This window comes from Lysinibacillus sp. NPDC092081, assembly GCF_044755845.1.
Lineage (GTDB): Bacteria > Bacillota > Bacilli > Bacillales_A > Planococcaceae > Lysinibacillus.
In genome coordinates this window covers 147,166-172,911 of the sequence record NZ_JBIVRU010000003.1, presented here as the reverse complement: position 1 = coordinate 172,911, position 25,746 = coordinate 147,166, and the positions used below count along the sequence as shown (strand labels likewise).

At 33.3% G+C, this 25,746-nt stretch carries 14 protein-coding genes; 3 read left to right on the top strand and 11 right to left on the bottom strand.

Annotation, left to right across the window (positions count from 1 at the left end):
• Positions 1–83 precede the first annotated feature (83 nt).
• The 4 genes from ACIQLB_RS08235 to ACIQLB_RS08220 all read right to left on the bottom strand — a co-directional run bounded on the left by ACIQLB_RS08235 (position 84) and on the right by ACIQLB_RS08220 (position 16,221).
• Positions 84–12,200: an amino acid adenylation domain-containing protein gene (locus ACIQLB_RS08235; protein ID WP_400723603.1), complete on the bottom strand. Its 12,117-nt coding sequence runs from the start codon at positions 12,198–12,200 to the stop codon at positions 84–86.
• Between the two features lie 296 nt (positions 12,201–12,496).
• Complete coding sequence (locus tag ACIQLB_RS08230) at positions 12,497–13,486, bottom strand: chorismate transformation FkbO/Hyg5 family protein (protein WP_400723600.1); 990 nt, start codon at positions 13,484–13,486, stop codon at positions 12,497–12,499.
• A 190-nt stretch (positions 13,487–13,676) separates the two neighbouring features.
• Positions 13,677–14,456 (bottom strand): 4'-phosphopantetheinyl transferase family protein, encoded by a 780-nt coding sequence (locus ACIQLB_RS08225; protein ID WP_400723597.1) that lies wholly within the window; start codon positions 14,454–14,456, stop codon positions 13,677–13,679.
• Between the two features lie 790 nt (positions 14,457–15,246).
• Complete coding sequence (locus ACIQLB_RS08220) at positions 15,247–16,221, bottom strand: acyltransferase domain-containing protein (RefSeq protein WP_400723594.1); 975 nt, start codon at positions 16,219–16,221, stop codon at positions 15,247–15,249.
• Positions 16,222–16,826: 605 nt separating this feature from the next.
• On the opposite strand from ACIQLB_RS08220, the gene loaP reads away from it, so the two are divergent.
• On the top strand, positions 16,827–17,360 hold the full coding sequence (gene loaP / locus ACIQLB_RS08215; RefSeq protein WP_400723591.1) for an antiterminator LoaP: 534 nt from the start codon (positions 16,827–16,829) through the stop codon (positions 17,358–17,360).
• A gap of 424 nt (positions 17,361–17,784) precedes the next feature.
• On the opposite strand, the gene ACIQLB_RS08210 is transcribed toward loaP, so the two are convergent.
• Positions 17,785–18,396 (bottom strand): undecaprenyl-diphosphatase, encoded by a 612-nt coding sequence (locus ACIQLB_RS08210; RefSeq protein WP_400723588.1) that lies wholly within the window; start codon positions 18,394–18,396, stop codon positions 17,785–17,787.
• A gap of 385 nt (positions 18,397–18,781) precedes the next feature.
• Between ACIQLB_RS08210 and ACIQLB_RS08205 the strand changes: the two genes are divergently transcribed.
• A complete protein-coding gene (locus ACIQLB_RS08205; protein WP_400723585.1) occupies positions 18,782–19,180 on the top strand; it encodes a glucosamine 6-phosphate synthetase in 399 nt (132 codons plus the stop codon).
• Between the two features lie 111 nt (positions 19,181–19,291).
• Here ACIQLB_RS08205 and ACIQLB_RS08200 read toward each other — a convergent pair whose 3' ends face one another.
• The 5 genes from ACIQLB_RS08200 to ACIQLB_RS08180 all read right to left on the bottom strand — a co-directional run bounded on the left by ACIQLB_RS08200 (position 19,292) and on the right by ACIQLB_RS08180 (position 23,340).
• Positions 19,292–20,068 carry a class I SAM-dependent methyltransferase gene (locus ACIQLB_RS08200; protein ID WP_400723582.1) on the bottom strand — a complete coding sequence of 259 codons (777 nt, stop codon included), beginning with the start codon at positions 20,066–20,068 and terminating at the stop codon, positions 19,292–19,294.
• 192 nt (positions 20,069–20,260) lie between these two features.
• Positions 20,261–20,881, bottom strand: coding sequence for a TetR/AcrR family transcriptional regulator (locus ACIQLB_RS08195; protein WP_400723579.1), 621 nt, complete (start codon positions 20,879–20,881; stop codon positions 20,261–20,263).
• Positions 20,882–21,439: 558 nt separating this feature from the next.
• Positions 21,440–21,655: a hypothetical protein gene (locus ACIQLB_RS08190; protein ID WP_400723576.1), complete on the bottom strand. Its 216-nt coding sequence runs from the start codon at positions 21,653–21,655 to the stop codon at positions 21,440–21,442.
• A gap of 182 nt (positions 21,656–21,837) precedes the next feature.
• On the bottom strand, positions 21,838–22,368 hold the full coding sequence (locus ACIQLB_RS08185; RefSeq protein WP_400723573.1) for a GNAT family N-acetyltransferase: 531 nt from the start codon (positions 22,366–22,368) through the stop codon (positions 21,838–21,840).
• 108 nt (positions 22,369–22,476) lie between these two features.
• The gene (locus ACIQLB_RS08180) at positions 22,477–23,340 is read right to left on the bottom strand and encodes a GNAT family N-acetyltransferase (protein WP_400723570.1); all 864 of its coding nucleotides are present in this window, start codon (positions 23,338–23,340) and stop codon (positions 22,477–22,479) included.
• Between the two features lie 443 nt (positions 23,341–23,783).
• On the opposite strand from ACIQLB_RS08180, the gene ACIQLB_RS08175 reads away from it, so the two are divergent.
• On the top strand, positions 23,784–24,956 hold the full coding sequence (locus ACIQLB_RS08175) for a multidrug effflux MFS transporter (RefSeq protein ID WP_400723567.1): 1,173 nt from the start codon (positions 23,784–23,786) through the stop codon (positions 24,954–24,956).
• Between the two features lie 77 nt (positions 24,957–25,033).
• On the opposite strand, the gene ACIQLB_RS08170 is transcribed toward ACIQLB_RS08175, so the two are convergent.
• Entirely contained in the window at positions 25,034–25,540 is a 507-nt protein-coding gene (locus ACIQLB_RS08170; protein ID WP_400723564.1) for a response regulator, read from the bottom strand.
• Between the last annotated feature and the right edge of the window lie 206 nt (positions 25,541–25,746).

Below are 25,746 nucleotides of genomic sequence, written 5' to 3'. Positions count from 1 at the left end.
CGAGGTCAAGATAAAAGGCGTCATTTAATGACGCCTTCTCTGAACCTTCTATTCAATCTTCTATAAATTGCTACCAAACAACTTCATTTAGAAATAATTAATTTCTCAACTTCCTCTTCATTTAGCTCGCCTTTCGATATCTTTTCTACCAGGTCTAAATAAAACCGCTTGTCATTAAATTGTTCTAGTTCCTCCACTTTCACAGATTGGTCGTCTTGAAAATGGACTGAAGTTCCATAATCAAAAGCATATTTAGGTATGTCTATCTGTGAAATTCCCAGGTTCATATATATACTCCTAAAATCGACATTTGTTCCCTCTACCCATAATTGTGCTAGATATTGAAAATCTCTCCTTTCTAAAGCTTGTTGAATAGCTGATTCACTTATGTTGCGTTTGTTCCCTTTCTGATCAAGTGACGTATAAATAGCTGAATCCAGAATAGTACCTCTTGAATTTTGGAATAGATTAATCTTCTCTAGTAGTTCAGTAATAGAAGATGCCAATATGGCAACCTTGTACTCCAAAGAATGATTAATCCTACTAAATGCTTTTGCAATTTCAAGCAATTCAACATTTGAATTTCCTTGTAAAAGGGCTTTCACCTTATCAAGATACTTTATCAAACTCTTTTCAGTTTTTGCTGAAAAAATAATAACTTGCTCTGTATTAATAGAGATGTCTCTACTATAGCTCTCAGGCTCTCCTATAAATTCCTCTACTATTAGATTTGCATAACTCCCTCCAGCCCCAAAGGAATTAATCATACTTCTTCTTGGTATACTTGTTCCTGTTTCAGAGTCTTTCAATTGAGTCCATGAATTTATTCCTTCCTGAAGGTAAAACGCTGAATCTTCTAAGTTAATATTTGGATTCCTTGGATTTGCGTTAATTGATGGTACGAGAATTTGATGTTTTAGTTGCAATAAAACTTTGCTTAGTTGAGAAATGCCAGAAGCTGCCTCCAAATGGCCTAAATTTGATTTTACCGAGCCAAGTGCACAGTATTGCCTTTTCTTAGTAAAATGTTTAAACGCTTTACTAAGAGCAATTACCTCAATAGGGTCTCCTAATGTGGAACCATTCGCAGCTGACTCAACATAAGTGATAGTGGCTGGGTCAATCCCTGACTTTTCAATCGAGTTCACAATTAATTGTGTCTGTTGTTTTGGATCAGGAGCTGAGTACATTTGTCTTCCGCCACTATGATTTACAAAGCTACTTTTAATAACTGCATATATTCTGTCGTTATCTTGAATGGCTAAAGATAAGGGTTTTAACAAAACTGCACCTACCCCTTCACCAGGAATATATCCACTGCCAGTTCCAAAACTTTTACTCTCACTTCCGCTATCAAGAAATTTCACATGTTCTAACGCCTCATACTTTGAAGGATTTAATGTTAGATTAACTCCTCCAGCAATGGCCATTGAACAACTTTTTTGTTGAAGACTTTCACAAGCAAGATGGATTGCCGTTAATGAACTAGAACAAGCAGAATTAATGGCTATACTTGGGCCCATAAGATTAAAGAAATGAGATGTTCGATTCGCAATATGCCACTCGGTACCATTAGAATTTAACATAGCTTCATCTAATGAAGGAATATTCCATTGGTATTGGTTATACATAGTACCAACAAATACTCCAATCCCAGCCTGATACCTATTTTGTAGTTTTTCTAGTTCAGACTTAGCATAACCTCCATCTTCAAAGGCTTCCCAAACAGTTTCAAGAAATAATCTTGTCTCTGGTGAGAGCTTTAAAACTTGATTTTTTGTAATTTCAAACAAATGATGGTCAAATTTGTTAATATGTTTTAAAAAGCCACCGTAGCGTTTCTTATTTAGCGGATTAGATCGTCGCTCTTGAACCAAAGAGCTAATTAATGATTCATTCCATCGATTATCAGCTACTTCAGTAATACAATTGTTTCCTGCTTTTAAGTGTTCCCAAAGCTCTTCCAAGGAATCAGACATTGGGTATCGACCACTAATACCAATAATAGCAATATCTTCCGCCTTACGATTTGTAATGTTTTCACTTTCTTTATTTGTTTTGGATAGATTTCTACTTATCTGCTTAACGGAAGGCATTTTAGGATGACTATTTCGGAAAGAGATTTCTTGTTTTGGTTTCTTTTCGGTTTTAACTTCTACAAAAAGTTCTGCTAATCTAAGTGAATGGTTAGTAATTAAATAATCCATTAGTTCTTTACAATTGCTATATTCAAAAAGAAGAGTTTTTGGAAGTTCCCCAGTTACTTTTTCTAACTCTCGAATGATACTTATCTGGGAGATAGAATCAATTCCATATTTTTCAAAGGCTGTTTCTATTTCAATCTTCTCGGGAGATACTTTTACTATATTTACAAGAGTTTGTTTGATCAGACTTAGTGTAGGAGATCGTAAAGATTCATGAGATATATTAGGATTTTCATTAGTTTCTTTTTCTTCTACAAAGGATGTTGAAGTTAGCCCTAACAATTTTCTCAATTTCGTTAAATCTCCCTCAATAACCATTGCCTGATCTTTCCCCAATGAAAGACTGTTATACAAAGCTTGAATTCCATTTTGGGTTTGCATAGGTACCATTCCCAAAGTTTCACTTGTTATTTCTTCAGTTTCTTTAGAAACATGCATCCCTCCTTCTTTCCAAGAAGGCCAATTCATTGATAATGTTTGTCCGTAACGTTGTTTTGAAGCCACCAAATCATTTCGATACTTAGCATAGACATCCATGAAAGCATTGGCAGCGGCATAATCAGTCTGACCTATATTACCTAACACTCCGGATACCGATGAAAAGAAAATAAAGAAATCCAGATTCAAGTTTTGGCTAGCATGATCTAAATTTACTAGACCAGCAACTTTAGGAGCTAAAACTTCTTCTATTTCTTTCTTATCTTTTTTGAGAATAAAATTATCTTGAACTATCCCTGCACTGTGAATAATTCCGTCGAGTTGACCAAACTGATCGGTAATATCGCAAATTAAACGTTCAACCTCTAATTCTATAGACATATCGATTTGTTTATAGTCAATATTTACACCGGAACTCTTTAACGCATCTAGTTTTAACTTTTTCTCTTCACTAAGTGCGGTTCTTCCTGTAAGTACTAAGGTAACATCTTTAACTCGCTCTGTAATTTCCTTGACAAAAATTTTGCCAAGTTCTCCAGCACCTCCGGTAATTAAATATGTTCCCCCTTCTTTCCAAGGAAGATAGGCTATTTTATTAACTTCTTTAACTTCGTTCCATCCAAATACAAAACACTTTTCGTTTCTATATTGAATCCGATGGCTATTCGGGCTTTTACTATTTTCTTGAAGTTTCTCAATAATTCCTTCCAAGATTTCGTTCGGTTGTACTTCAATTAATTGTACAGTAAGATTTGGATTTTCAAGCTGTGCACTTTTTAATAATCCAAATAGACCACTAAAAAGCTGCTGTTCTCCTTCAAGCTGAACAACTATTTGAATTAGTACCTTTCCTGTTAATTTGCCTTTAAGCATTCTCTGTATTTCCTCAAACATCTGTACAGTATATAATTTAAAACGCTCATCTATACCGCCTAGTTCGGATTGGAAGTTAAAGCAACGAACTCCATTCATATTCCTTTCGATATTATGAGAAAAATTCTCATCCTGCTCAAAAAGAAATACAATATGTTGGCTATAATTAGAAGATACATCCTGACCGATTTCTCTCTTCTCTTCCCAAATGGGTTGCAACATAATTGTTTCTTGATTTAAAAAATTTAATGATTGATTTTCCTTTACCAGTTCTCTTGAGGAAAAGCCCTTTATCCGTACACAAATCTTTCCTTGTTCATCACACAAATCAATATCAAGTTTTCGTAGATTACTCCTACCTTTTGGGTTATCGCTAACTTGAATAAATGCCCACATTTCAGAAGTACATGCTCCTAAAATTTCCAATTCTTTAAGGGCAAAAGGTAAAATTAATTTAGAATTTTCTTTACCTTCAGAGTAATTTGAGCTCATCATTAGATCTAACGATGCTTGTAATGCAGAATCCATTAAACTCGGATGCAGTACAAAGTCAGGTTGTGTTTTAATAACAGAAGTAGGTAGAGATAACTTAGCTAGTCTTTTCTCTAATCCTACATAAATTTTTTCAACTGCTTTATGCCCTGTACCATATTCGATTCCCATCTTTTTAAAACTCTCATAGTGTTGATTTGCTGAAATTGTTGATTCGTTACATTCCGTTTGAAGTCCATGTAAATCTAAATGAATAGTAGATTCTTCTCTTATACTTAATTTTACACTACCTTGGCAGTACGTAATCCGTTCAGTAAGGCCGTCTTTGGATTCTCCAAATATCTCAAACTTAATAATTTCATCCTTTTCAGGATACAAACTAATGTGGATATTAACTGGATCCTCTTCTACTACAATAGGCCGTAACCAAATCACATCTTTAAGAAAAATAATTGTTTCTTCATTTCTTAAACTTCTTGTAGCATGATCTACTGCCGCTCTTACCATTTCAAGGTAAGCCACACCTGGCATAATTTTTTGTTCTCTAATTATATGATCCGTTAAGAAAAACTCTTGACCAGTAAAAGTTGAACTGTAACGCTGTTCCTTGAAATCTGAAGTATTTTGGTGTAATAACGGATGAATGCTATTTGTTAAATCTTTCTTCTTCGTATCATTGGTGTTTATAACTTTTGTTTCAAATTCAGGAATCCAGTAACGTTCTTCAGCAAATGGATAGGTTGGCAAGCTGATTCTATGAGTTTGAGCACCACGATACATTATAGTCCAATCAACATAAAGTCCCTTTACCCATATCTCTGCTATTTTATTAACTTTCCCCTTCGTCAACCATTTATTGATTAATTCTGTAGAGTCTTCATCTTTTTCAAATAAACTAAGGGTATCATTTAAACTCTCTACTTCACCCTGATAGCAATTCTCGATACATTCTTCTCCATCGATAAATTCTTCTAGTCTATTGATTAATTCATTCATAGTATTAACGAGAAAGATTGCTCTGCTTTCCATCTCTTCCCGTCCTACCTGAAGAGTGTAAGCTAAATTCGCTAAATTAATTTCAGACTGTATAAATGTAGGCACAGAGCCAACCGATAACGTTCCCTTTTCCTCAAAATATTTCACTAGATCCTTTTGATGATAATTAATTAGTTGATTTGTTAGATTGTTAATGGATTCAGATTGAATAACTGTTTTTAAGTTTATATCAATCCCCCATTTTTCTTGAAAATACTGGTGAATTAAAGAAAGCTGTACATAATCTATTGCTTGCTCCACAAAATCACGATCACTATCAATAGCTTCTTCTGGGGTCTCAAGGAGATTAGAAAGATACTCAAAAATCTCTCTCCTAATGTTCTCTTCCAGGTTAACTATTTGATTTTCTTTGTTATTAACTGTACTTTGTTTTAGGTAATGAAGAAGTTTTACTGCATAAGCTTTAAGCCGCTCATTATTTTTAGCAGAAATAGGAATTATATACAGAGAATTTAATTCAGGATCTTTTTTATTCTCTCGCATTGTGTACTGTTCAAAAATTGCATGTCCATTTGTTCCTCCAATACCGAAAGAACTAAGAGCTGCCCTATTAGGTACTGAATTGGCTGGCCAATTTCTAATTTTATCAACCACATAAAAAGGAGAATTTTCTAAATCAATATTAGGGTTTGGCTCTTTATAATGCAGCGATGGAGGGATTGCATTATTGTATAAACTTAATACAGTTTTAATACAACCAGCTAAACCTGCTGCTGTATCTAGATGCCCTATATTTGTTTTAACAGAGCCAATCCCACAGAATTGCTTCTTATTTGTATATTTTTTATAAACATCGCTTAGCGCTGTTAGTTCTATTGGATCGCCTAACTTTGTTCCTGTCCCATGTGCTTCTATATATCCAATAGATTCCGGATTGATATTAGTAGAGGTCAAAACTTTTTGAATGACCTCGGATTGGCCTTTTATACTTGGAGCATAAAATCCAACTTTTTCAGCCCCATCATTGTTGATACCAATTCCTCTAAGAAGGCAATAAATATTATCGCCATCTCTAATAGCATCTAGAGTATTTTTTAGTACAATAACCGCAACCCCTTCACCTCCTACCATCCCATCCGCTGATGCATCAAACGCTTTACAATGTCCATCACTTGAGAAATTTAATCCTGGTTGATGCAAATACCCAATGTTTGGAGAAGGAAATATAGTTGCACCTCCAACTAAAGCATATTTCGATTCGCCTGATTTTAGGCCTTGGTAAGCTGAATATAATCCTACTAAAGAAGAGGAACAGTTAGAATGCACAAAAAAACTAGGTCCTTTTAAACCTAATTTATTTGAAATCATTGTTGGAATGGTTCCACCCTGAGCTAATACCCACGATACATATTCATCGCTATCTTTCATCATCATAATAGGAGGCGAAGTAGTATCCCTTAAAAATGCTTGATAAAAACTATTACTCGCAGACATAAAGACACTAGTTTCAGGAATGTCTTTAGAAACATAACCTGCGTCTTCTATTGCTCCCCAAGAATGTTGCAGTAATAATCTCATTTGAGGATCCATAAACTCTGCATCTCTGTTAGAAATATTAAAGAACTCTGGGTCAAACAAATCTTTTCCTTCAATGGTCATTTGCATTGGAATATAGTTGGTCTTATTAGTTAATTCCTTTGAATAATTCATTTGGTCTAACTCATCTTTTGTAAAAAATTTGCTACTTTCTTGACCTTTCGTTAGGTTCTTCCAAAATTCCATATGATTTTTAGCTCCTGGAAAACTACAAGAGATTCCAATAATCGCTATACTATCCTGATAATAATCGGGATATATCTCCTCATCAAAAGGTTTATCATCACACCTTCTATCGATAGTTTTGATATCTTCAACTTGCTCTATTAATAGAATATTACTTTCTTTGGTTTCAACAATAAAGTTACTAATTTCTTTGATATTAGGATATTTAAACAATAAGGTAACATTGAAATCACAATTTAAATGCTCTTTAATTCTTTCTGATACGTTAACTGCTAAAAGTGAATCTCCTCCTACTTCAAAAAAATTATCTGTAACATTTATATTATTTTGGCAAAGGACGCTCTTCCATATCTTTAAAACTTCTTCTTCAATTTTCGACTGTGGATGAAGTGTTTTTCCCTCTGTATTAGAACTGAACCCATAATTCATTAATTCCTTTCTATCAACTTTGCCATTAGGTGTAAGAGGAAATGTCTTAAGCTCAATATAAACTACTGGAATCATGTAACCAGGTAATTTCGCCTTTAGATAATTGCGTAATACTTCTGATTGAATAAGGACCTTCTTTCTTTTGTCTATATCAGTACCATTTTTAACCCGAATATAAAATGCTACTAATCTTTTACTCCCTTTGTACTCTTTCACAACTACAACACTATTTTCAATATCCTGATGAGAATTAAGGTGACTCTCTATGTCTTTTAGTTCAATACGATATCCACGAATTTTAACCTGATCATCAGTACGTCCTACATATTGAATATTGCCGTTAGGAAGCCATCGAGCTAAATCTCCTGTTTTATAAAGTTTTGTTCCGGGATTATAAGGATTATCGATAAATTTTTTTGCTGTAAGATTAGGATTATTTAAATAACCCTTTGCTACTCCATCACCTGATATGCAAAGTTCACCTGTAATTCCAATGGGAGCAAGTTTTAAATGCTTATCAAGTATATAAATCTGGGTATTCCCAATCGGTTTACCAATTGAGATGGGTTCTTCCTTATTAATCTCATGAATCGTAGACCAAATAGTTGTTTCTGTGGGACCAAACATATTCCATGAGGTACTGTTGGTTGTAATAAAATATTGTTTCAATTTTTCTGGTAATGCTTCGCCTCCACAGAGAATCTTAGTTTTCTCCTTGTTTCTCCACCCACCAAGGAACATCATTAACCATGTGGCTGGTGTAGCCTGCATAATCGTAGGTTTTATTCTTTGAATTTCATTTATAAGTCCTTCTACATTTTTGGTATTTTCTGCGCTACAGATATAACATTGAGCACCAAATACCAAAGGTAAATATAACTCAAGTGCGGCAATATCAAAACAATAGGTAGTAACTGCAAGCAGTCTATCATCCGAGCTAATTCCAGGCTTTCTTCCCATTGAAATGAGGAAATTAGTTAATGCTTTATGAGTAATCATTACTCCTTTTGGTTTCCCGGTACTGCCAGATGTATAAAGCACATACGCTAAGTGATTAGGTTGTACCTCCCGTTTCATAATAAAACTTTCTTTTACTTCATTTTCTATTTGCTCAAAATCTCTATCAAAAACTATTGTCTTAATATTTTTTTCAAATAATGAGTACATTTTCTCAAGTAATGTTGATTGAGTGAGTAACAGTGACACCTGACTTTCTTGAATAATATAATTTAAACGTTCTACTGGATAATCCGGATCTAATGGAACGTAAGCTCCACCTGCTTTCATAATTGCTAATAGCCCTACAACCATCTCTAATGATCTTTCTACGCAAATCCCTACTAAAGAATCTGGAACTACGCCTTGCTTTTGTAGGTAGATTGCTAGTTTTTCGCTTTTTTCATTTAGCTCCCTATAAGTGAGAGATTCTCCATTAAAGACTATAGCAACAGCATCAGGTTTTGTTTGGGCTTGTATTTCAAATAACTCATGAAAACATTTATCTAGATACTCTTCCTCTGTATTATTCCAATCAAAAAGTAAGGTATTTCGCTCATCTTCTGTCATTAATGGATATTCACCTAGGATTAAGGTTGGATCATTGATAATACCTTCCGCAAGTTTATTATAATGTCCCATCATTCGGGTAATTGTTGAAAAATCGAACAATTCCGGATTGTACTTTATGTTTAAGGTAAATTCATTTTCCTTTTCTATTACCTCTAATGTAAAATCATATTCTCCTTCCTGTTGAATTCCATCAACAAATTCTATAGGGAGGACACTTTTTAGATTTTCTAAATCGTCAGGTCTCATAAAATTCTGATAAAAGAACGCTACTTGAAATACAGGAGAACTCATTACTGTACGAGGTATGTTTAACTCTTTAACTAATGTTGGAAAAGGATATAAAGCGTAATCCAGTGCCTCAGCTAAGTTTAGCTGCAATTCCTGCGCAAATTCTTCAAATGTTTTAACCCCAATCTCCTGACTACGAATAGCAATCATATTTATAAAATGGCCGATCAATGAATCAAAACGTTCTTCTGAACGCCCTATCACTGGCATCCCTACAATAATATCGTCCTGATCCGAATATTGATGTAACATCGCCTTAAAAATACCTAAAAATACAACCGATAAATTGATATGTTGGGAGCGAGCGAAAAGTCTAACCTGTTTACTAAAATCCTGCGAAAGGGACATTGTGTATACTTGTCCTTTAAAATTCTGTAAAGATGAACGAGGTCGGTCTACAGGGAGATCTAAAGTAGGCAATACCCCTGATAATCTTTGTTTCCAATAAGATAGATGTTTTTCCCTTTCTTGATCATCTACAAGCATTTCCTGCTGCCATTTAACAAATTCATTATAATTTATAGTAGAAGCTTGCTTAGTTGGCTCTATTCCTTCAGTAATATTTTTATATGCATTTAAAAGAGTTGTTAGGAAAGGAACTACAGAACTTCCATCAAAAATAATATGATTAACATTAATAAGGACAATATGCTCTTGCTGTGTTTTTGAAAAAAGATGCATACGGATTAATGGTCCATTTTCTAATGAAAAGGGTTCTCTCACTTTTTCCTTTAAATATGGAAGAATATTATGAGTTTCAATAGTTGAAATATCTTCATGTCGGAATAGCACAGGTTGTGTCGAATTAATAAATTGATATGGAATACCTTTTTCTGTCCTAATATTACTATTTAAGATTGGATGTTGTTCCAACACAAAGCTATAAGCTTGTTTAAACTTTTCCAAGTCAATCTTTTGATAGACATGGAAACAGATAGGAACATTGTACGCAGTCATGTTTGGAGACATTTTCTCTAACATCCATAAACCCTTTTGTCCTTCAGAGAGAGGATACCTATTTTCACTTATTTCTTGAGGTTCTATTTTTGTATTTATATCCCCTGTTTGTCCCAAATACTGATTATCCTTATTCTCAATTTTCTCAGTAAGGTAATTTGATAAGGATTTAATGGTCCGATTTTCAAATAACTCTCGTGTCGTAATTTTGATATTAAAGTATTTTTCAAAGTCCCGAATAAATTTCATAATGAAGATAGAATCTCCACCATAAGTATGAATACTATCTTTTAACTTAATTTGATCACGTGAAATCTTTAAATTAGTAGATAAAAAATGCAAAATATATTCTTCTATATTTTCCTGAGTAGACTTGTGAGGGCTGATGGTAAGATTCCGCTTTTCTTCAAGCGACTTTTTAGATTCAGACTCTACCCTTTTTGCGGTTTTAGGTCCGTATTTATAAATGACCTCTAGCCCTTGTAAGACATAAAGGTTTCGGCAAGCTTTTCTTTGTATCTTATGTCCTCCTGTTTTTGGGATACTTCCTTCCTTAACAAAAATTACTTCATATACATTAATTCCGTGCGTCTCTGATAGAGCAAACATTATTTCTTGAGCGACTTTCTTATAATCAAACCCTTCAAGAGAAGGCTCTAATTCTTGTACTACTATTACCTTTTCTTCTCTATCAATCTCATTGGAAAAGACTGCATTGGGTAAAATAAGACTTGGTATATATTTTTTGATTGTCCACTCAATGTTAACTGGATAGTGATTTTTTCCATTGATAATGATTACTTCTTTTTCTCGACCAATAATGTAAAGATGGTTTTTTACTTTGAATCCTAGATCTCCTGTACGTAAAAAGCCCTCTTCCTTTGTATTACTAATAACGCCATTAAAAGTTTCTTCTGTCTCCTGTTTCCTATTTAAATACCCCACACCAACAGACGGGGACTTAACCCATATCTCCCCTACCTCTTCAGGTAAACAAAGTTCGCAATTATCAGGATTTACAATTAATATTGTATGATCCTGCTCAACCTCACCACAGCTAGCCACATATTTTGCCTGTTTTCTCTTTCTAGTAGTTTTAATTATCCCTTGCTCCAAACTCGGTATATCTAATGATAGAAATCTCATTGGTTGACCAGGATTTTTAGTAGTAATAGTACCCATTTCAGACATACCATATAGAGGACTAAATACATTTTTTTCTAAACCCAGGCACTGAAACTTCTTAACAAATGTTACATACGATTCCTTTCTCACAGGCTCTCCTCCACTAATGATGGCTTTAATGGAGTTAAGTGAGTATTCTTTAACAGTCTCTATATCAATTGAAGAACAGCAATAATCAAAAGCAAAATTGGGTGCACCTGTATGAGTAGCCTTATACTTATCGATTACTTTAAACCATTCTTCTGGCCTACTAATAAAACTACCCGGAGTAAAAAATATGCTGCATGCTCCTTTTAACAAAGGGGCAAATATATTAAAATCAAGGGCAAAACTATGATACTGCGCCAACCAGGAAACTAAACAGCTGTCCTCATTAATATCCCATTGAATCGCCGAAACAGATGCTCTTGATAATAGATTTCGTTGGCTAATTATTACTCCTTTTGGTCCTGAAGTAGAACCTGAAGTGTAGAGTAGAATCGCATGGTCATCTAGCTTTGGTTTTCTCGGTTCTTCGATAATCAAATTTTGGAAATCCAAATCTTGTATATCTAGTATCGAAGCAACATTTAATAATTGTTCTTTTAAGAGAAACTCTTTAAAATAACTATTTGTTATAATAAAAGATGCTTCCGAGTCTTTTAGGATTTGGTTTATTTTTTCTAGAGCTTTATTCCTGTCTGATAAATCTGTAATTGGAGCCGGTACCGCAATGATATTTGCATAGAGACATGCCGTTAAAGTATAAATGTACTCTATTCCCTGCGGCAAAAGAATTACTGCCTTTTCCTGCACTTGCACCTTTTGTTGTAAAATACTACCTAGTGCCTTTGTTTTATACAGAAGAGTATTTCCTGTTAAATATTCGACATCACCTTTTTCATCTAAAAAAGTAAATAACTTTTTCTTAGCGTACTTTTCGCAATTTTCAGTAAAAATAACAGTTGGAATATCTAAAATATAATCTTGATTAACTTCTTGTTTCATTTGTTTTCACCTACCTGGAATAAAAATAAATACATTTTTATATCGAGAACAATAAATAACTGGATTAATTATGCCTCGGAATAATGCGTTCGGAGGCTTTAACTTTTTTCAGCGGATGTTTGGACACCCGCTGAAAAGTGACTTAAAACCGCATTCATCTCACCATCTATAGAGGTGAGAGACTTCTGTAGCTGACGCTTTACTTTCACTACATAAAACATTTGCACCTGTTTCTACGCTTTCGGTACGAAAGACATTTGCTGAAAGAAGTTAAATTATAAATTTCCCCTTAACAATCAGTTTTTTATCGCGTATTCTTTTTCTGAATTGCTATGATCTTTTATTCCTTTTTTTTGAAATATCCCTTCTATTTCAACCAGAAGGTTATCCCTACATATATCTGCCTTCATGAAACATATTTGGCATTTTGCGTTTATACTTTTTCTTATTTCTTCCTCAATAAAATCTCTATCTTGATCTGATTTATAATAAACTCTTAGCAAAACAAGATCTTGTATGTCAAACGAATCATCTATACTATATTGTTGGAGATTGGAACTACTTACAAGAATTAAAAGATTTTCAATAGATTGCCTAACTTGTTTATATATGTCATTTATATGTGAGCTGTCTTCATTCAACACACTGGCCGTACCTGAACTAATAAGTAAAATCTCATCTTTAAATTTATATAATGCCCCTCTCGAAAAAACAGGAGGCAATTTACCGTATTTAGCTGAATAATGATAGGCCGGTGTTTGTACTTTATTTTCGAAGAATATACAGTCTTCTTTCGAAACAAAAAATTCAATTTTAAGAACATTATTAGTTGATCCCACTGCAGATGCTGCTGGAATTATCCACTTTTCCATATCCTGACCATATTTTTCTGAAAAGGCCTTATATCTTCCTCTATTAAAACAGCGATAAATATCTAAATCAGGTGCAGACTGGCTCACATCTCCCAATATTATTGGAACGTAATTCCATATCCTTACTAACTTATATTCTGGTAGTTCTGTAATGAATTTAAATATCTGCCTATACAAAGTAGTTGCAGTACTTTCTATATTATTTCCATCACCTAATTTTATCTCACACTCAATACTGCCAAATATTCCTTCTTCGGATTTTCTATAAGTAATCATTCCATCTCGGCCTTCTGAAATATCTTCTTCTCCTTCTGAGACCCAAACGTCAACTACTTCTTCTGTTTGTTTTGTGATTTTAAACACCTTTTTACCGTTTACTTTCTCCAAGTCACTAATATTGCTATAAAATTTCATATTTTCCCTCCTAATTAAGGTTATTGTAAAAAATTGATAAACATAGTGGCTAAGACTTATCTGTTTCTTAGTAAAATCCCCCCTATTTTTTATTTGTATAATCTAATTAAAACGAGACTGAACATTCAACTATGTCCAGTCTCGTTTTAATTAGTTCACACGCATATTCTAGCTTGATGGTCCTTTTATATTAATCATTTTTTGAATAAGTGATTAATTGTTCTAATTTAAGGAAAATTTTCTTAATAGCCACTTTATTAAATTCTACACTTTTGGGATATACAATTGAACATACATACCGATCAAAAATAAATGATGTAGTTCGGTATTGTGAGAAATATATAAAGTCGCTATATATATTTTCGTTCTGTATTTCAATTTTATTTATTTCAAAAATATGAAGAGGAGTTGTTAAACCTGTTCTCAGAATTTTCGAAAGAGATTCTTTAATTGTCCACAAAAGAGTAAGTGATGTTTCATATGGATATGGTAACAACTGAATAATACGTTTCTCACTGTCTGTTATTTGGCTTTCTAGGACATCTTTAATATTATCGTCTATCCTTTCTATATCTATCCCCATAGGAAGCGACTCTGGAAAAGCAATTGCGGCTCCGAGATCATCACAATGTGTTATACTGACTTGAATATTGGAGTTATTGGGATAGACCACTATAGGTTGATTAAATATTCCATTTTTAATTAAAATTTGATTTAGTTTTTTATCATTAGTTAAAAATGAAACAGCATTTTTTGCTGTATATCTCCCTGCAAGAAAACTTTTAATTCTTCGTGCAAAACTAAGTTTTAAAAAGTAATCTAACTCTTTAGGGTGTAGATATTCAACTGTTTCTAAATATTGTTCAAGTATAGAAGAATAACATATACACAAACTAGCTATATAATCTTCATTCTCACTTCTTAATATCAGTTCCGTTGTAATTATTTGAGGAAAACGACTGGTTGCCATAGTTCTCTCCCTTTAAACCTGTTTTGTATAATTTGATATATTGTTACAAATACACTTTCTAGATAAAACGATAGTGTTTAAAGCATGTATGAAGATAAACTCTTTTCCCAAGTCATCTACATAAACTATGAGCCCCAATGTCCTTTAACGTGCCGAGACAGCGATTAAATTCTCTAAGGAGTTTGTCTATATACAAATAAAAGTTAAAGCAATTTTATCACTTCAGTAAATTGTGATGAAATTGTAAATATTTTACATTAAGATAACATAAAATATGCATGAAGACATACTTATCCCATGTCGTCTGTTTAAACGCACACTACAGTACTAGTTCTTTATATTCCCCAACGTCCTTTAACGTGCCGAAACAGCGATTAAATTCTCTAAGGAGTTTGTCTATATAAACAAAAGTTAAATCAGTTTTATCACGATATTCAAATAATGGTAAAATATTATATATATTTACATCAAGAGCATATATAGTACCCATGAAGACATACATATCCCATGTCGTCTGTTTAAACTCACACTACAGCACAGTTCTTTATATGCCCCAATGTCCTTTAACGTGCCGAAACAGCGATTAAATTACCAAAGGGGTTTGTCTATATAAACTAAATCTATTCCAGGGCTAATAAAATACAATTATTTCTAATAATAACAATTATAATTAAATTAAAATAAATTAGTCAATATTATTTATTAAAATTTTACAAAAAATACCTAAATGCAAGATGAAATGTTTTAACGGAGAAAGTAATCGAATATTCTTTTTTACCTCCCCTTCTTTTCATCTTCCTAAAAAGCTTTTTTTAACAAATAAACTTTTGACATGTTCTAAATTCTCAAAATCTTGATTAAAAATAGACATTATGGAAAATATCTCTGATTGTGAGTTACGATTTATATTTCTTTTCACAAAGTTGCCCATTGTACCTGATGTACCTAAATCTAAATATATATAAGCGTTATTTTTCTCTAACTTATTTAAAAATTTGGGAATGTTAATCGGCTCCCTTATAACCTTCCAAAAATAATCCTTTGATAACTGTTCTATAATTCTACCTTCCAAACAAGAAATAAAAGGGATCTTTGGTTCATGCATATTTTTTCCTTCTAGAAACTGTTTAATAGGTACTTCTAAGTTATCTATAAGATGGGAATGAAAACCATAACGTACTGGTAATCTCTGATTAATAATTCCCTTATTATTTAAGAAATGTTGAATATCAGTTAAATTATTTATTTTGCCAGAAATCACAAAATGATCGGAGTAATTGATAGATGCTAACTCACTATTCTCATAAAGGAAGGGTGTTTCAAAATATAAGCTCGATGCATGAAGAATTGCAAGCATTCCTCCTGCTGGGCAATGTTTTTCTATATAATCTGATTTTCTTATAATTACTTCTAAAATCTCTTCAACACTCATAACTTGAGCAACCGCAGCTGCTGTAAATTCACCTAAACTAGTACCTAAAACATAGTTAGGCTTTATTCCACTTTCAATTAAAGTTTGTGCCAAGGAGTATTCCACCATAAAAATTGCGGGGCTTGTATGTAAAATACGATAAAATTCTTGGTCCCTTTTTTTATTAACATCATATATTTGTTCTATAATAGATTCTCCAATTAAGTTATCTACAATTTGATCTAATTTAATCATCCAGTCTCGAAATATTGAGTGTTTTTCGAATAGCTCTTTTCCCATCTGAAAGTATTGTGATCCTTGTCCAGAAAACATAAATACTATTTCTTTCCTCACTCTTCTTACCCCCATAATTTTTACTTTTAATATTAATACAACACGAATTGTCAGAACATTCCAATACAATAATAACAAATATTAATTGAAGAATGAAATATCTTATCCATAAAATTCAAAAAAAGTAAAAACGACCTATTTAATTAACCATTAATTTTAATTATCATGATTTATAATTGGTTATAGATGGCAAATATTTTAATTTAATACATCACTTTAACTTGTGTTTAATTCAAAAAAACATTTATAAAGCGAAACTAACAATCATCATTTTGTCCAAATGTAAGCTTCTTTTTTCTTGTCATAACAATGCATTTTTATCACATCTATATTTAAAATTTTGCAAAACATAAAACTAATCCGTGGAAGAACGAACCAATCAACACACATATTAGTAGTAAAGATAAACGGACACCAACGGGTCGCATTAAGATTCCAGCGTAACCAAACGGAAAATGACAAAGCTCCTAATTTCATGGCCACTCCTTAGAGGATGTTTCCTATGCCTTCGCAGGAAATAAATTGTTGATTTTATTAACCTTACCTTTAGTAGTAATCAATTTATACTAAGAAAACTAATTAACTTATTAGGAGGCACACTTTCAATGGAATGGTATGTTCTTTTTGTAGAAAATGGCAAAGAGGAAATTGTAAAAAGGTACATCCAATTACATTTTGACGAACACTCTATATACCCAATTGTACCTAAAAGAAAAGTTCCCGAGAAAAAAGCAGGGATTGTTTATCCTGTTTTAAAAAAGATATTTCCTGGATATGTACTTATAAAAACAAATATGAATGGTCTTATATTTCGCAAAATAAGAGAAATACCTAGATGTTACCGTTTAGTGAACTCTGGTTTATATTATTCTAAAGAAAAAGGAACTTATTATTCTAAGATTGATGAGAAAGAAGTAGAACTGTTGCTCCGCCTATTAGAGAATGGAGAAATCATAGAATACTCAAAAATACATTTTGAAAATTCTGATTTTTTCGTCAAATCAGGCCCCTTAAAAGAAATGGAATTCATTATTAAAAAAATAGATAAACGAAAGAATAGAGCTAAAATAATCTTAAATTTACTTGGCACAGAACAAACAATTGATGTTGGAATTGAGATTACTTCAGAATTTAACTAACACTCTATTTTTCAACAAGTAAATAGATCAATACAAGTATGAAATTAGCTACACTAACATTAGGCCTGCCTGAGGGCCGACACGATGTCGGCCGTTTCGGTAATGCCACAGGACGTGGCGTTTTTACCGATGCAGGTCAGTTAGCCGTTATCGCATGAATGCGATAACGGCTAACATCCTTTAAGAACTCCTTTCCGATTTTGTGACATCTGCCGGAGACTTTGGGCCAACGTGATGTTGGTCACACACCCACTGAAAAAGTAACTTAAACCCGCAATATTGCATACATTTTTCAAGCTAACAGCTATGAATTTAAGCAAAGCCCCCAGAAAGCGCCCACTCGGAGTGAAAATCAAATTATAATTATTCTTTTGTTAACAAATTAAAAGAGCCACATTAAAATGTGACTCCCATCTTTGTTTTTTTAATTTCCCTGACTTAGATCTTTATGGCCGAATTTTGCTAAAAAAGGGATACGTTTTGTAAGTTTGTTATAAATATTAAATAGGACTTGTACGACCGGCTCCAATTTTTTGGAGAACTTGATAATGACAAAACTTGCCCCTAATGACAGAAGGGCTCCGCCAATCACGTCCGCTGGATAATGAACGCCGACGAAGATACGTGAAATCCCTACTAGGATAGCCCATACTAATACAGGATACTTCCACGAGTCTTTTCGTAAAAGCAATGTACATGCTACTGCGAATACTAATACTGCATGATCACTTACAAACGAAGAGTCATCAGCATGCGGTACTAACTGATGAACATTATACGTTATGAATGGTCGTGGATGATAGTTTACAAAGTGAATGAGTGCGTTTAGACCCAATCCAAGTAAACATGTAAAGACAATGTATATTGCAGTATATTGTTTTTCTGCCCTTTTTTCCTTGTTTGCAGTAAACCATAAAAATAACATAAATAGGATTACGACATAAGGAACGCTGTCAGTGATGAAAATCATCCCTTTATCTAGTAAAGGATAGCGACCAGCTAAATCATTAATCCAGTGAAATATTCCATAATTCATTTTGTAAATCTCCTTGCTTTTAATATTGATTTCTCGGTTAAAAAATAAAGTGCCTCCAATTCATTTTAAAAAATGTAGCAAGTAATGTCCTCTAATAATAAGGAGGTAAACGTGAGCTTAGTGTTATAGTTGTCCAAAAGTAGAGACTTAATTCAAATAATTCCAGTTTAATACCTGCTTACTTTCATAAATGACGTCATTATAAGCCTTATAGTTTCTTTTATTTACAAAATTCATCAACAAACTTCAGACGAGCTGGGGAAAATCCATACCTCTCCCTAAAACGCTTTCTATAAGATTAAATCCTAAGCTAGAAAATATTATTGTAAGCTAGCAAAAATGAGTATAAAGATGATAAAATACTTTAATAAAGGGGGCTTCATATATGGGAAAATTAAGCAAAAGGAATATACTGTGGATTGTGCCAATCGGAATTTTAGGGGTATTCTGGTACTTTTACGGTCCGCAAAAGGACATTACCGATAATGAATATATTACATATGTTAAAAACTATTCATTCGAAAATAGTAGTAAAACAATAGAATCCGGCTTTGCAAACGCTTGTCAAAATCCGTATTGGGTGTATTTTGAAACTCAAAAAGGACAGGATGTTGTAGAATATAAAGGAGACTGTCCTGTCAATAATAAAACAGCAAAAGTGAATGTTCAATTTTTAGTTAATCGTGATATGACAAATGTGAGAAACGGTGCAATGCTGATCGATAATAAAATGCAGGAGGAAGCAGATCGAGACAAATACCTCCTCGCTTTAGTAGGAGAATAAATAGAAAAAAGCTCTCGTTTGAACTGCGAACGAGAGCTTCATTTTATTAAATTGACGGATAGAAAGGCCGAACTGACGGATAGCTTCCCTCAACACTTTCTAAATCAATAATCATTTCACTGCTTTCCAAATGGTCCATCTGTCCTTTTCAACTATAGAACTCTCAGTTGAAATCGACTTGTCAATATAATTCACTAAGTCATTTAATTCGTCATTGTCTAACTCGTGTAAAATACTTCTACCTGTTCTTTCCCGTAAATCTTTTAACAATTGCTCTTTCTGTTCATACAAATTTCTTGTTTCCCATAATTTCACTTCTTCAATCTCGCTAAACCCAATTGCCTTAAGTGTCTCAAACACTAACTCACTACTATGTCTGCGTTTAATTTCTTGTTCCTTTAATTTTGGAAAACGCTCAAAGAAATAGCCTCTAATATGGTAGTCATCACCTTTTAATAAACAATCTTCAGGTGTACGGTCTTGGATAATATAGGCCCCTTTATCCTCCAAAATTCTATATGCCTCTTGAAAACAAGCCTTTAAATCTTGGATATGATGAATTAAAGCTCTTTCCAGTACTAACTGGAAGCTGTCATTGTCTAAGCCTGTAGCCAATGCATTTCCTTGCTTGAAAGTAATATTATGATAGTCTTTACAATTTTCTTTTGCCCCAACGAGCATAGCCTGTGAAAAATCAACTCCTATCACAGAAGTTACGCCCAAATCTTCTAATGCTTTCGCATAAATTCCTCCGCCACAGCCAATATCTGCAGCCTTCGAAATATTCCTGTTATGGACAAGTTCTTTCATTGCTTCCATCCACGTGTGGTCAGCATGTCGAGTTGTATAAGTAGTTTGATTGTCCTTATTGTGAAAATCAATGCCCATCTTCATCACTCTTTTCTGTTTTTTATACCAATCTTTACGGATATTCTTGCTAACATTATTTTACATCCATTTTATACATAAGTAAAATCAATGTTAATTATTAATTTCCATAAGTTTTTATTATGACGATTGGCAGTGATACTGAAAATTTCGTCGAGTTTCCAACGACCCCAGGTACCTATTTATTTCCCTCTACTCACTTTCTTTTTCAATAATTGAACGTAATCCACTAGCTTCAAAAGTTCCTTTTAACATGGTTTCTATCAACATAGTAGCAATTTCCTCTGGTGATTGTTGCATATCGTGTTGAAGCCAATACGTAATGACTCCCAAAAGAGCATTTGAGTTATACGCTAATATTAATTCAATCGGAAATCTCCAATTGTTTTTATCAATACGATTACCTAGATAAGTATTGAAGTATCTCACAAAAAACTGTCTCATTTTTTCATGGAAAAATGGGTCACCATTGGGACCTAATATTAATTTTAAGAAATCAGCTTCATCATAAAACACTTGTAAAATTTGGATCATTACAGGCAATCGGTCTTGTTTAAACTGATTGACATCCAACTCTAAGTTTGTAGTTTCATCTAAAATCGCGTTGAACTTTTCAAAAATTTTGTTCTCGTACTGTTCTAACAAATTGTATTTATCTACGTAATGTAGATAAAAAGTACCGCGGTTAATATTGGCACGCTCCGTAATATCTCGAACCGTGATAGCTTCAAAATTCTTTTCAGAAAGCAAAGAGAAAAATGCTTGTTTAATTTCATTTTTTGTTCGTATAATTCGTCGATCCGTTTTTGTCATGGAATCATTTCTCCCTTTTAATGAACACATTTTTTATATGTTTAGTATTGAACACTTTGGCTACTTTTGATTATAGGAAGTGGTTTTTTAGAGTATATAATCAAAGCAAGAAATAATCAACACAGTGTACATTATCTGAAAGGAGAATTACTATGAAAGAGTCATGCTTCGTTACAGCTGAAAAAGCATCAGGAGTCTACACGGATTTTTAACTTTATTTTTTTCTATTAGGACAGCCCCTTAATCATATTTGAGTTTCATTTTTTATATAATCAGTGCAAACAAAGAGTTATTGGTTTTAACATTTAATATATAAATACCATCTCCAATAATCCCAAAATCTTAATTTTTTTATAAAATTGGATTTTCTCACTTTTAGAAATCATCCAAGGATAAAGAAAACTATGAGACTAGTATTTTTCTCTTACCATTTTATTAAGAATGAGAAATTAACTTAACTAAGTCGTGGCACTTTCGACAATCCTAAATAAAAAGCTATTATTCCCAACAAAAAACTCATGCAATTAATTACTTTTTGCATGAGTTTTTTTATTTTATTTATTTTGAATCTACGGACTGGATAATATTTAGCTCAAGAATACGTATTTCCTTATTTAGCTTAGCAATAGCCGCTTCTATTTGTTCAAAGCGCTCCAAATGACTTTTACTGATATTGTGCGTAGGTAGCGCTTCTTTTAACGCTTCCTGCCCTGCATATAGAATTTCAAGTAAATCTAACTTTTCAAAATAAGCTGCGCTATATTGTATTTCCATTCTCCCTAAGCTCCTTACCGTTACTTTTTCACTACTAATTAAAAATACTAGCCTTTACTAGCACTATAACCGAAAAAAGTAAGCCCGAAACCACGTCTTAGATACTATTTATTATCCAACAAAAGGTATATAACTGTACTAATAAATATATTTCCGTAGATTAAGAGAATTTAATGTTGAGTTTATCTATTTTTCAAAATGGAATAGACAAATGTATCATGTGCCTGGCCATTTTGAACCATATAATCTCTTAGAATTCCTTCCTGTTGAAAGCCAATTTTAGTTAGTAGCTTATTGGAGGCTTCATTTTCTATAAATACAACAGCACCTATTCGAGTCAGCCCCATATGCTCAAAGCCATACGACACAATTTCGGTTACCGCTTCTTCCGTATATCCTTTTCTCCAATAATCAGGATGAATTTCATAACCGATCTCTGCTCGTCTATGGATAGGCGACCAGAGGTTAAAACCAATTGTCCCGATTATACCCTTTGTTTCTTTTCTTTCAATTCCCCATCTTACTCCTCTTTTTCCAGCAAAGTTCTTTGAAAATAATTCCACTAAATTTTCTGCTTGCTGTATCTCTTTAAATGGCTCTAGTCCATAATAGCGAGTGACTTCTTCATTAGAAAAGCAATTAAAGACACTTACCGCATCCTCCTGCGTCAGCTCTCTTAAAATAAGTCTTTCTGTCTCTAAATTTGGAAACATTGATTCTCCCCCTTTATTATCATCTATTCTCCAAACTTCCATTAAAATCCTTTAAAAACAAAAAAGCACACTCAATAATAAGTATGCTCAAATTTTTTAAGAGAGATTTTATCCAAAAATTTGCGCTGCTATGGCAAATAACGTATTATTTCTATTCGGCATTTTCTCGGCATGAAGAATCATAACAGGAGGTGTATTTGCCTCTGTAAAACCACTTTGTTCTAACCATTTTATAAATTCAACATGACCAGATGGTATATCAATTCTAAATTTCCCATTATGGTCTTTCGCTAAAATATTAATTATAAGACTAGCTGTTTTAGAATCAGGTGCTATAATCGGACCTAAAATTAGATTGATTGGCCCTAAAATTGATAATCCAAAGCCTATAATATTGGCATGGTGATCTTTGACAACAATACAATTCTTTGATTGCTTTATCCTATTTCGTAGAAAATTACTTCTTTTATCTCCAAAGGCAGCTGCATCTAGGCTGACAATTTCAGCAAAATCTTGCTCAGTAAAATCTTCAATCGTATACTCATTAGAAGTTAAGTTATAGGCACCGACATAATTGTCAGTCAGATATTTATGTACATAATCTACTGTGGTAAAGCCCATTTTCTTATACATCGGTTCACCATCTTTCGTTGCGACGAGCATAATTGCTGTATGTTCTGAAACACTTTCAATACATTTTTGAGTAGCTAATCTCCCTAAACCAAGTCCTCTGTAATTTTCATGTACAATGACCATACCTATCGAAGCTAAATGTGAATCATATGTGATAATGGCAGCACTTGAAACAATCTCCCCCTCAGCATTTTTGTGCCCAACTATTTTGCCTGACATCATCACCGTTCTAATTTCAAATTCATCGTAATCCCAGCCGACAGAATCAGAAAGAGCCATTAAACCTGGAATATCATTTGCATCGAATACTACTAACTGTAATTGATTAAATGTAGCCATTCTTCTCTCCTTAATTAAGAACATTTGTTTCTATTTTAAATGCATACTCTATTATGTACAAGTGGAATTTTAAAAAAATTTAGATTTATCATCATAACGTGAGATTGATTTCCGTTCCGACTGGGCGCTTTCCTGGGGGCGTCCAGTCTCCACTCTAATTAAATTTTATACATAGCAACGGTTTTAAGAAACATGTTACTCAAACCTTATACCACAATCATTTACCTAAATTTCAATAAATGTTGAAATAATTTCTATTTAAGTCTATTAAAAATAGCAAATATCTCTATAATAGTAGCTAGACTATGCACTCCTACTTTAAGCATATTTAGGTGATTGAAAATGACATCTTATGAACGAATACTTATAATGGTCCCGCCGTTTCCCTAGCTACGTCTACTCTTTTCTAAAGAAGTAGATTTTGCTTGTAGGAGGGCAATAAGTTGAAAAAACATGTAGCACCATCTTTATTATTAATGATTGTTCTTGTAGCTTTTCCACAGATTAGCGAGACAATCTATACACCATCTCTACCTGATATTTCAGACGCATTTAATGCTTCCAATAGCTCTGTTCAGTTAACCTTAAGTATTTATTTTATAGGGTTTGCTATTGGTGTCTTTTGTTGGGGATGGATTTCTGATTTTATTGGACGAAGACCGGCCATGCTTGGCGGTTTAATTTTTTATGGTATTGGGTGTTTCATGTGTTTTTATGCAGAAACAATTACTTTTCTATTAGTAAGTAGAATTATACAAGCTTTTGGGGCAGCGACAGGCTCGATTATTACGCAAACCATTTTGCGAGAAAGCGTATCTGGCAGTAAAAGGCATGCAATGTTTGCCCAAATTTCTGCGGTGATTGCCTTTACCCCTGCTGTAGGGCCGCTGATTGGTGGCTGGGTCGATCAAGCCCTTGGTTTTAGAGCTGTTTTCTTTGTGCTCGTTGCGATGAGTATTTTGTTGTTTATCTACGCTTATTTCAGACTTCCTGAAACAACAGATAAATCAGCGAGAAAAAGAATTGCTATTTTCCCAGTTGTAAAACGTATTATTTCATCACCAAGGGTTCTTGTATTTGGATTGCTAATTGGTGGGATAAACGGCGTGTTATTCAGTTACTATGCTGAAGCTCCCTTTATCATTATTGACCATTTCAATTTATCACCAGGACTTTATGGTTTTCTTGGCATAATTGTGGCTCTTGCCTCTATTATTGGTGCCATGATTTCCAAAAGACTCGTCAACAAATATCAGCCAGAAAAAATAATTCATCTCGGTTGTTTTGTGATGACTGTCGGTGCTTTATTACTATTAATCGTTAGTACATTACCATTGCCTAATATTGCCTTACTAATAGGCATTTTAGTAACCATTTTTATAACGTTATTAGGATCAGGGATTGCTCTACCTAACTGCTTAAGCCTTGCGCTTGTTAACTTTCAGGACGTTATTGGGACAGCTGGCGCGATTTTCAGCTTAGGCTATTACTTACTAGTAAGCTTCATAACATCAGGTATGAGCTTCCTGCATAATGGTTCATTGATGATCATGCCACTATATTTCTTCATCCTATCGATGATACTGTTATTATTCGGAAGAAGGTTTATTGTTTAAAATATTGTAGCGGGAATATATAATCAATAGCACTTCCTTTATCGGCCACCCTATATATCTATTAGGGTGGCTGTTCTTTACTGAAAATAGTGATTGACTACTTCATCAGCAGAATGAAAAATGATATTGCTTTGAGTTTTATAAATAAACTTTGGTGAAGTACAAGCTTTTTCGAGACTTTTTGCGTACTTTAATGTATCGGTCATTTGCTCGATAATCTCAGCGTAACCGTCGAGATTATTGGAGATTTTCGGCATCATTGTATCCGAAACGTCTAAAACAATGGCCACTTGATCCTCCGCATAATTATTTAAATTAATGAAAAAGCACTCCTCCAAATCTTTCGAATGCTTGTCAACATTAATGACTGCTTCACTATATTTTGCGATTAGTCCAGTAGATGTCACTGTAATCGTAAAGCCTTGTTCGGTTAGTTTTTTATTTATGGCATCTAACAAAGTATTGACTTCCGCATCCAATTTAGGTGTTACAGTTGTCTGTATTAATTGATCACAATTTTGATGAATGGTATCAATTTCTGTCTGCTTATCAACAAGTAATTTAAAATTTGATATCGAATACACACTAATCTCCCCTTTATTATAAGTTTGACATTAGGGCGTTTTTTTAGTCATCTTTCAGCCATATATTTTTTAAACAATAATCTGATTTCGAGGAGATTGCGTACCTGTAGGAAATGACATGAAAGCTTTAATAATAGCGGTTGACAAGTCTTGTGGTATTGTTCACTTAATATTGGGGATTCGTGGATATGTAGAGATATAACAGA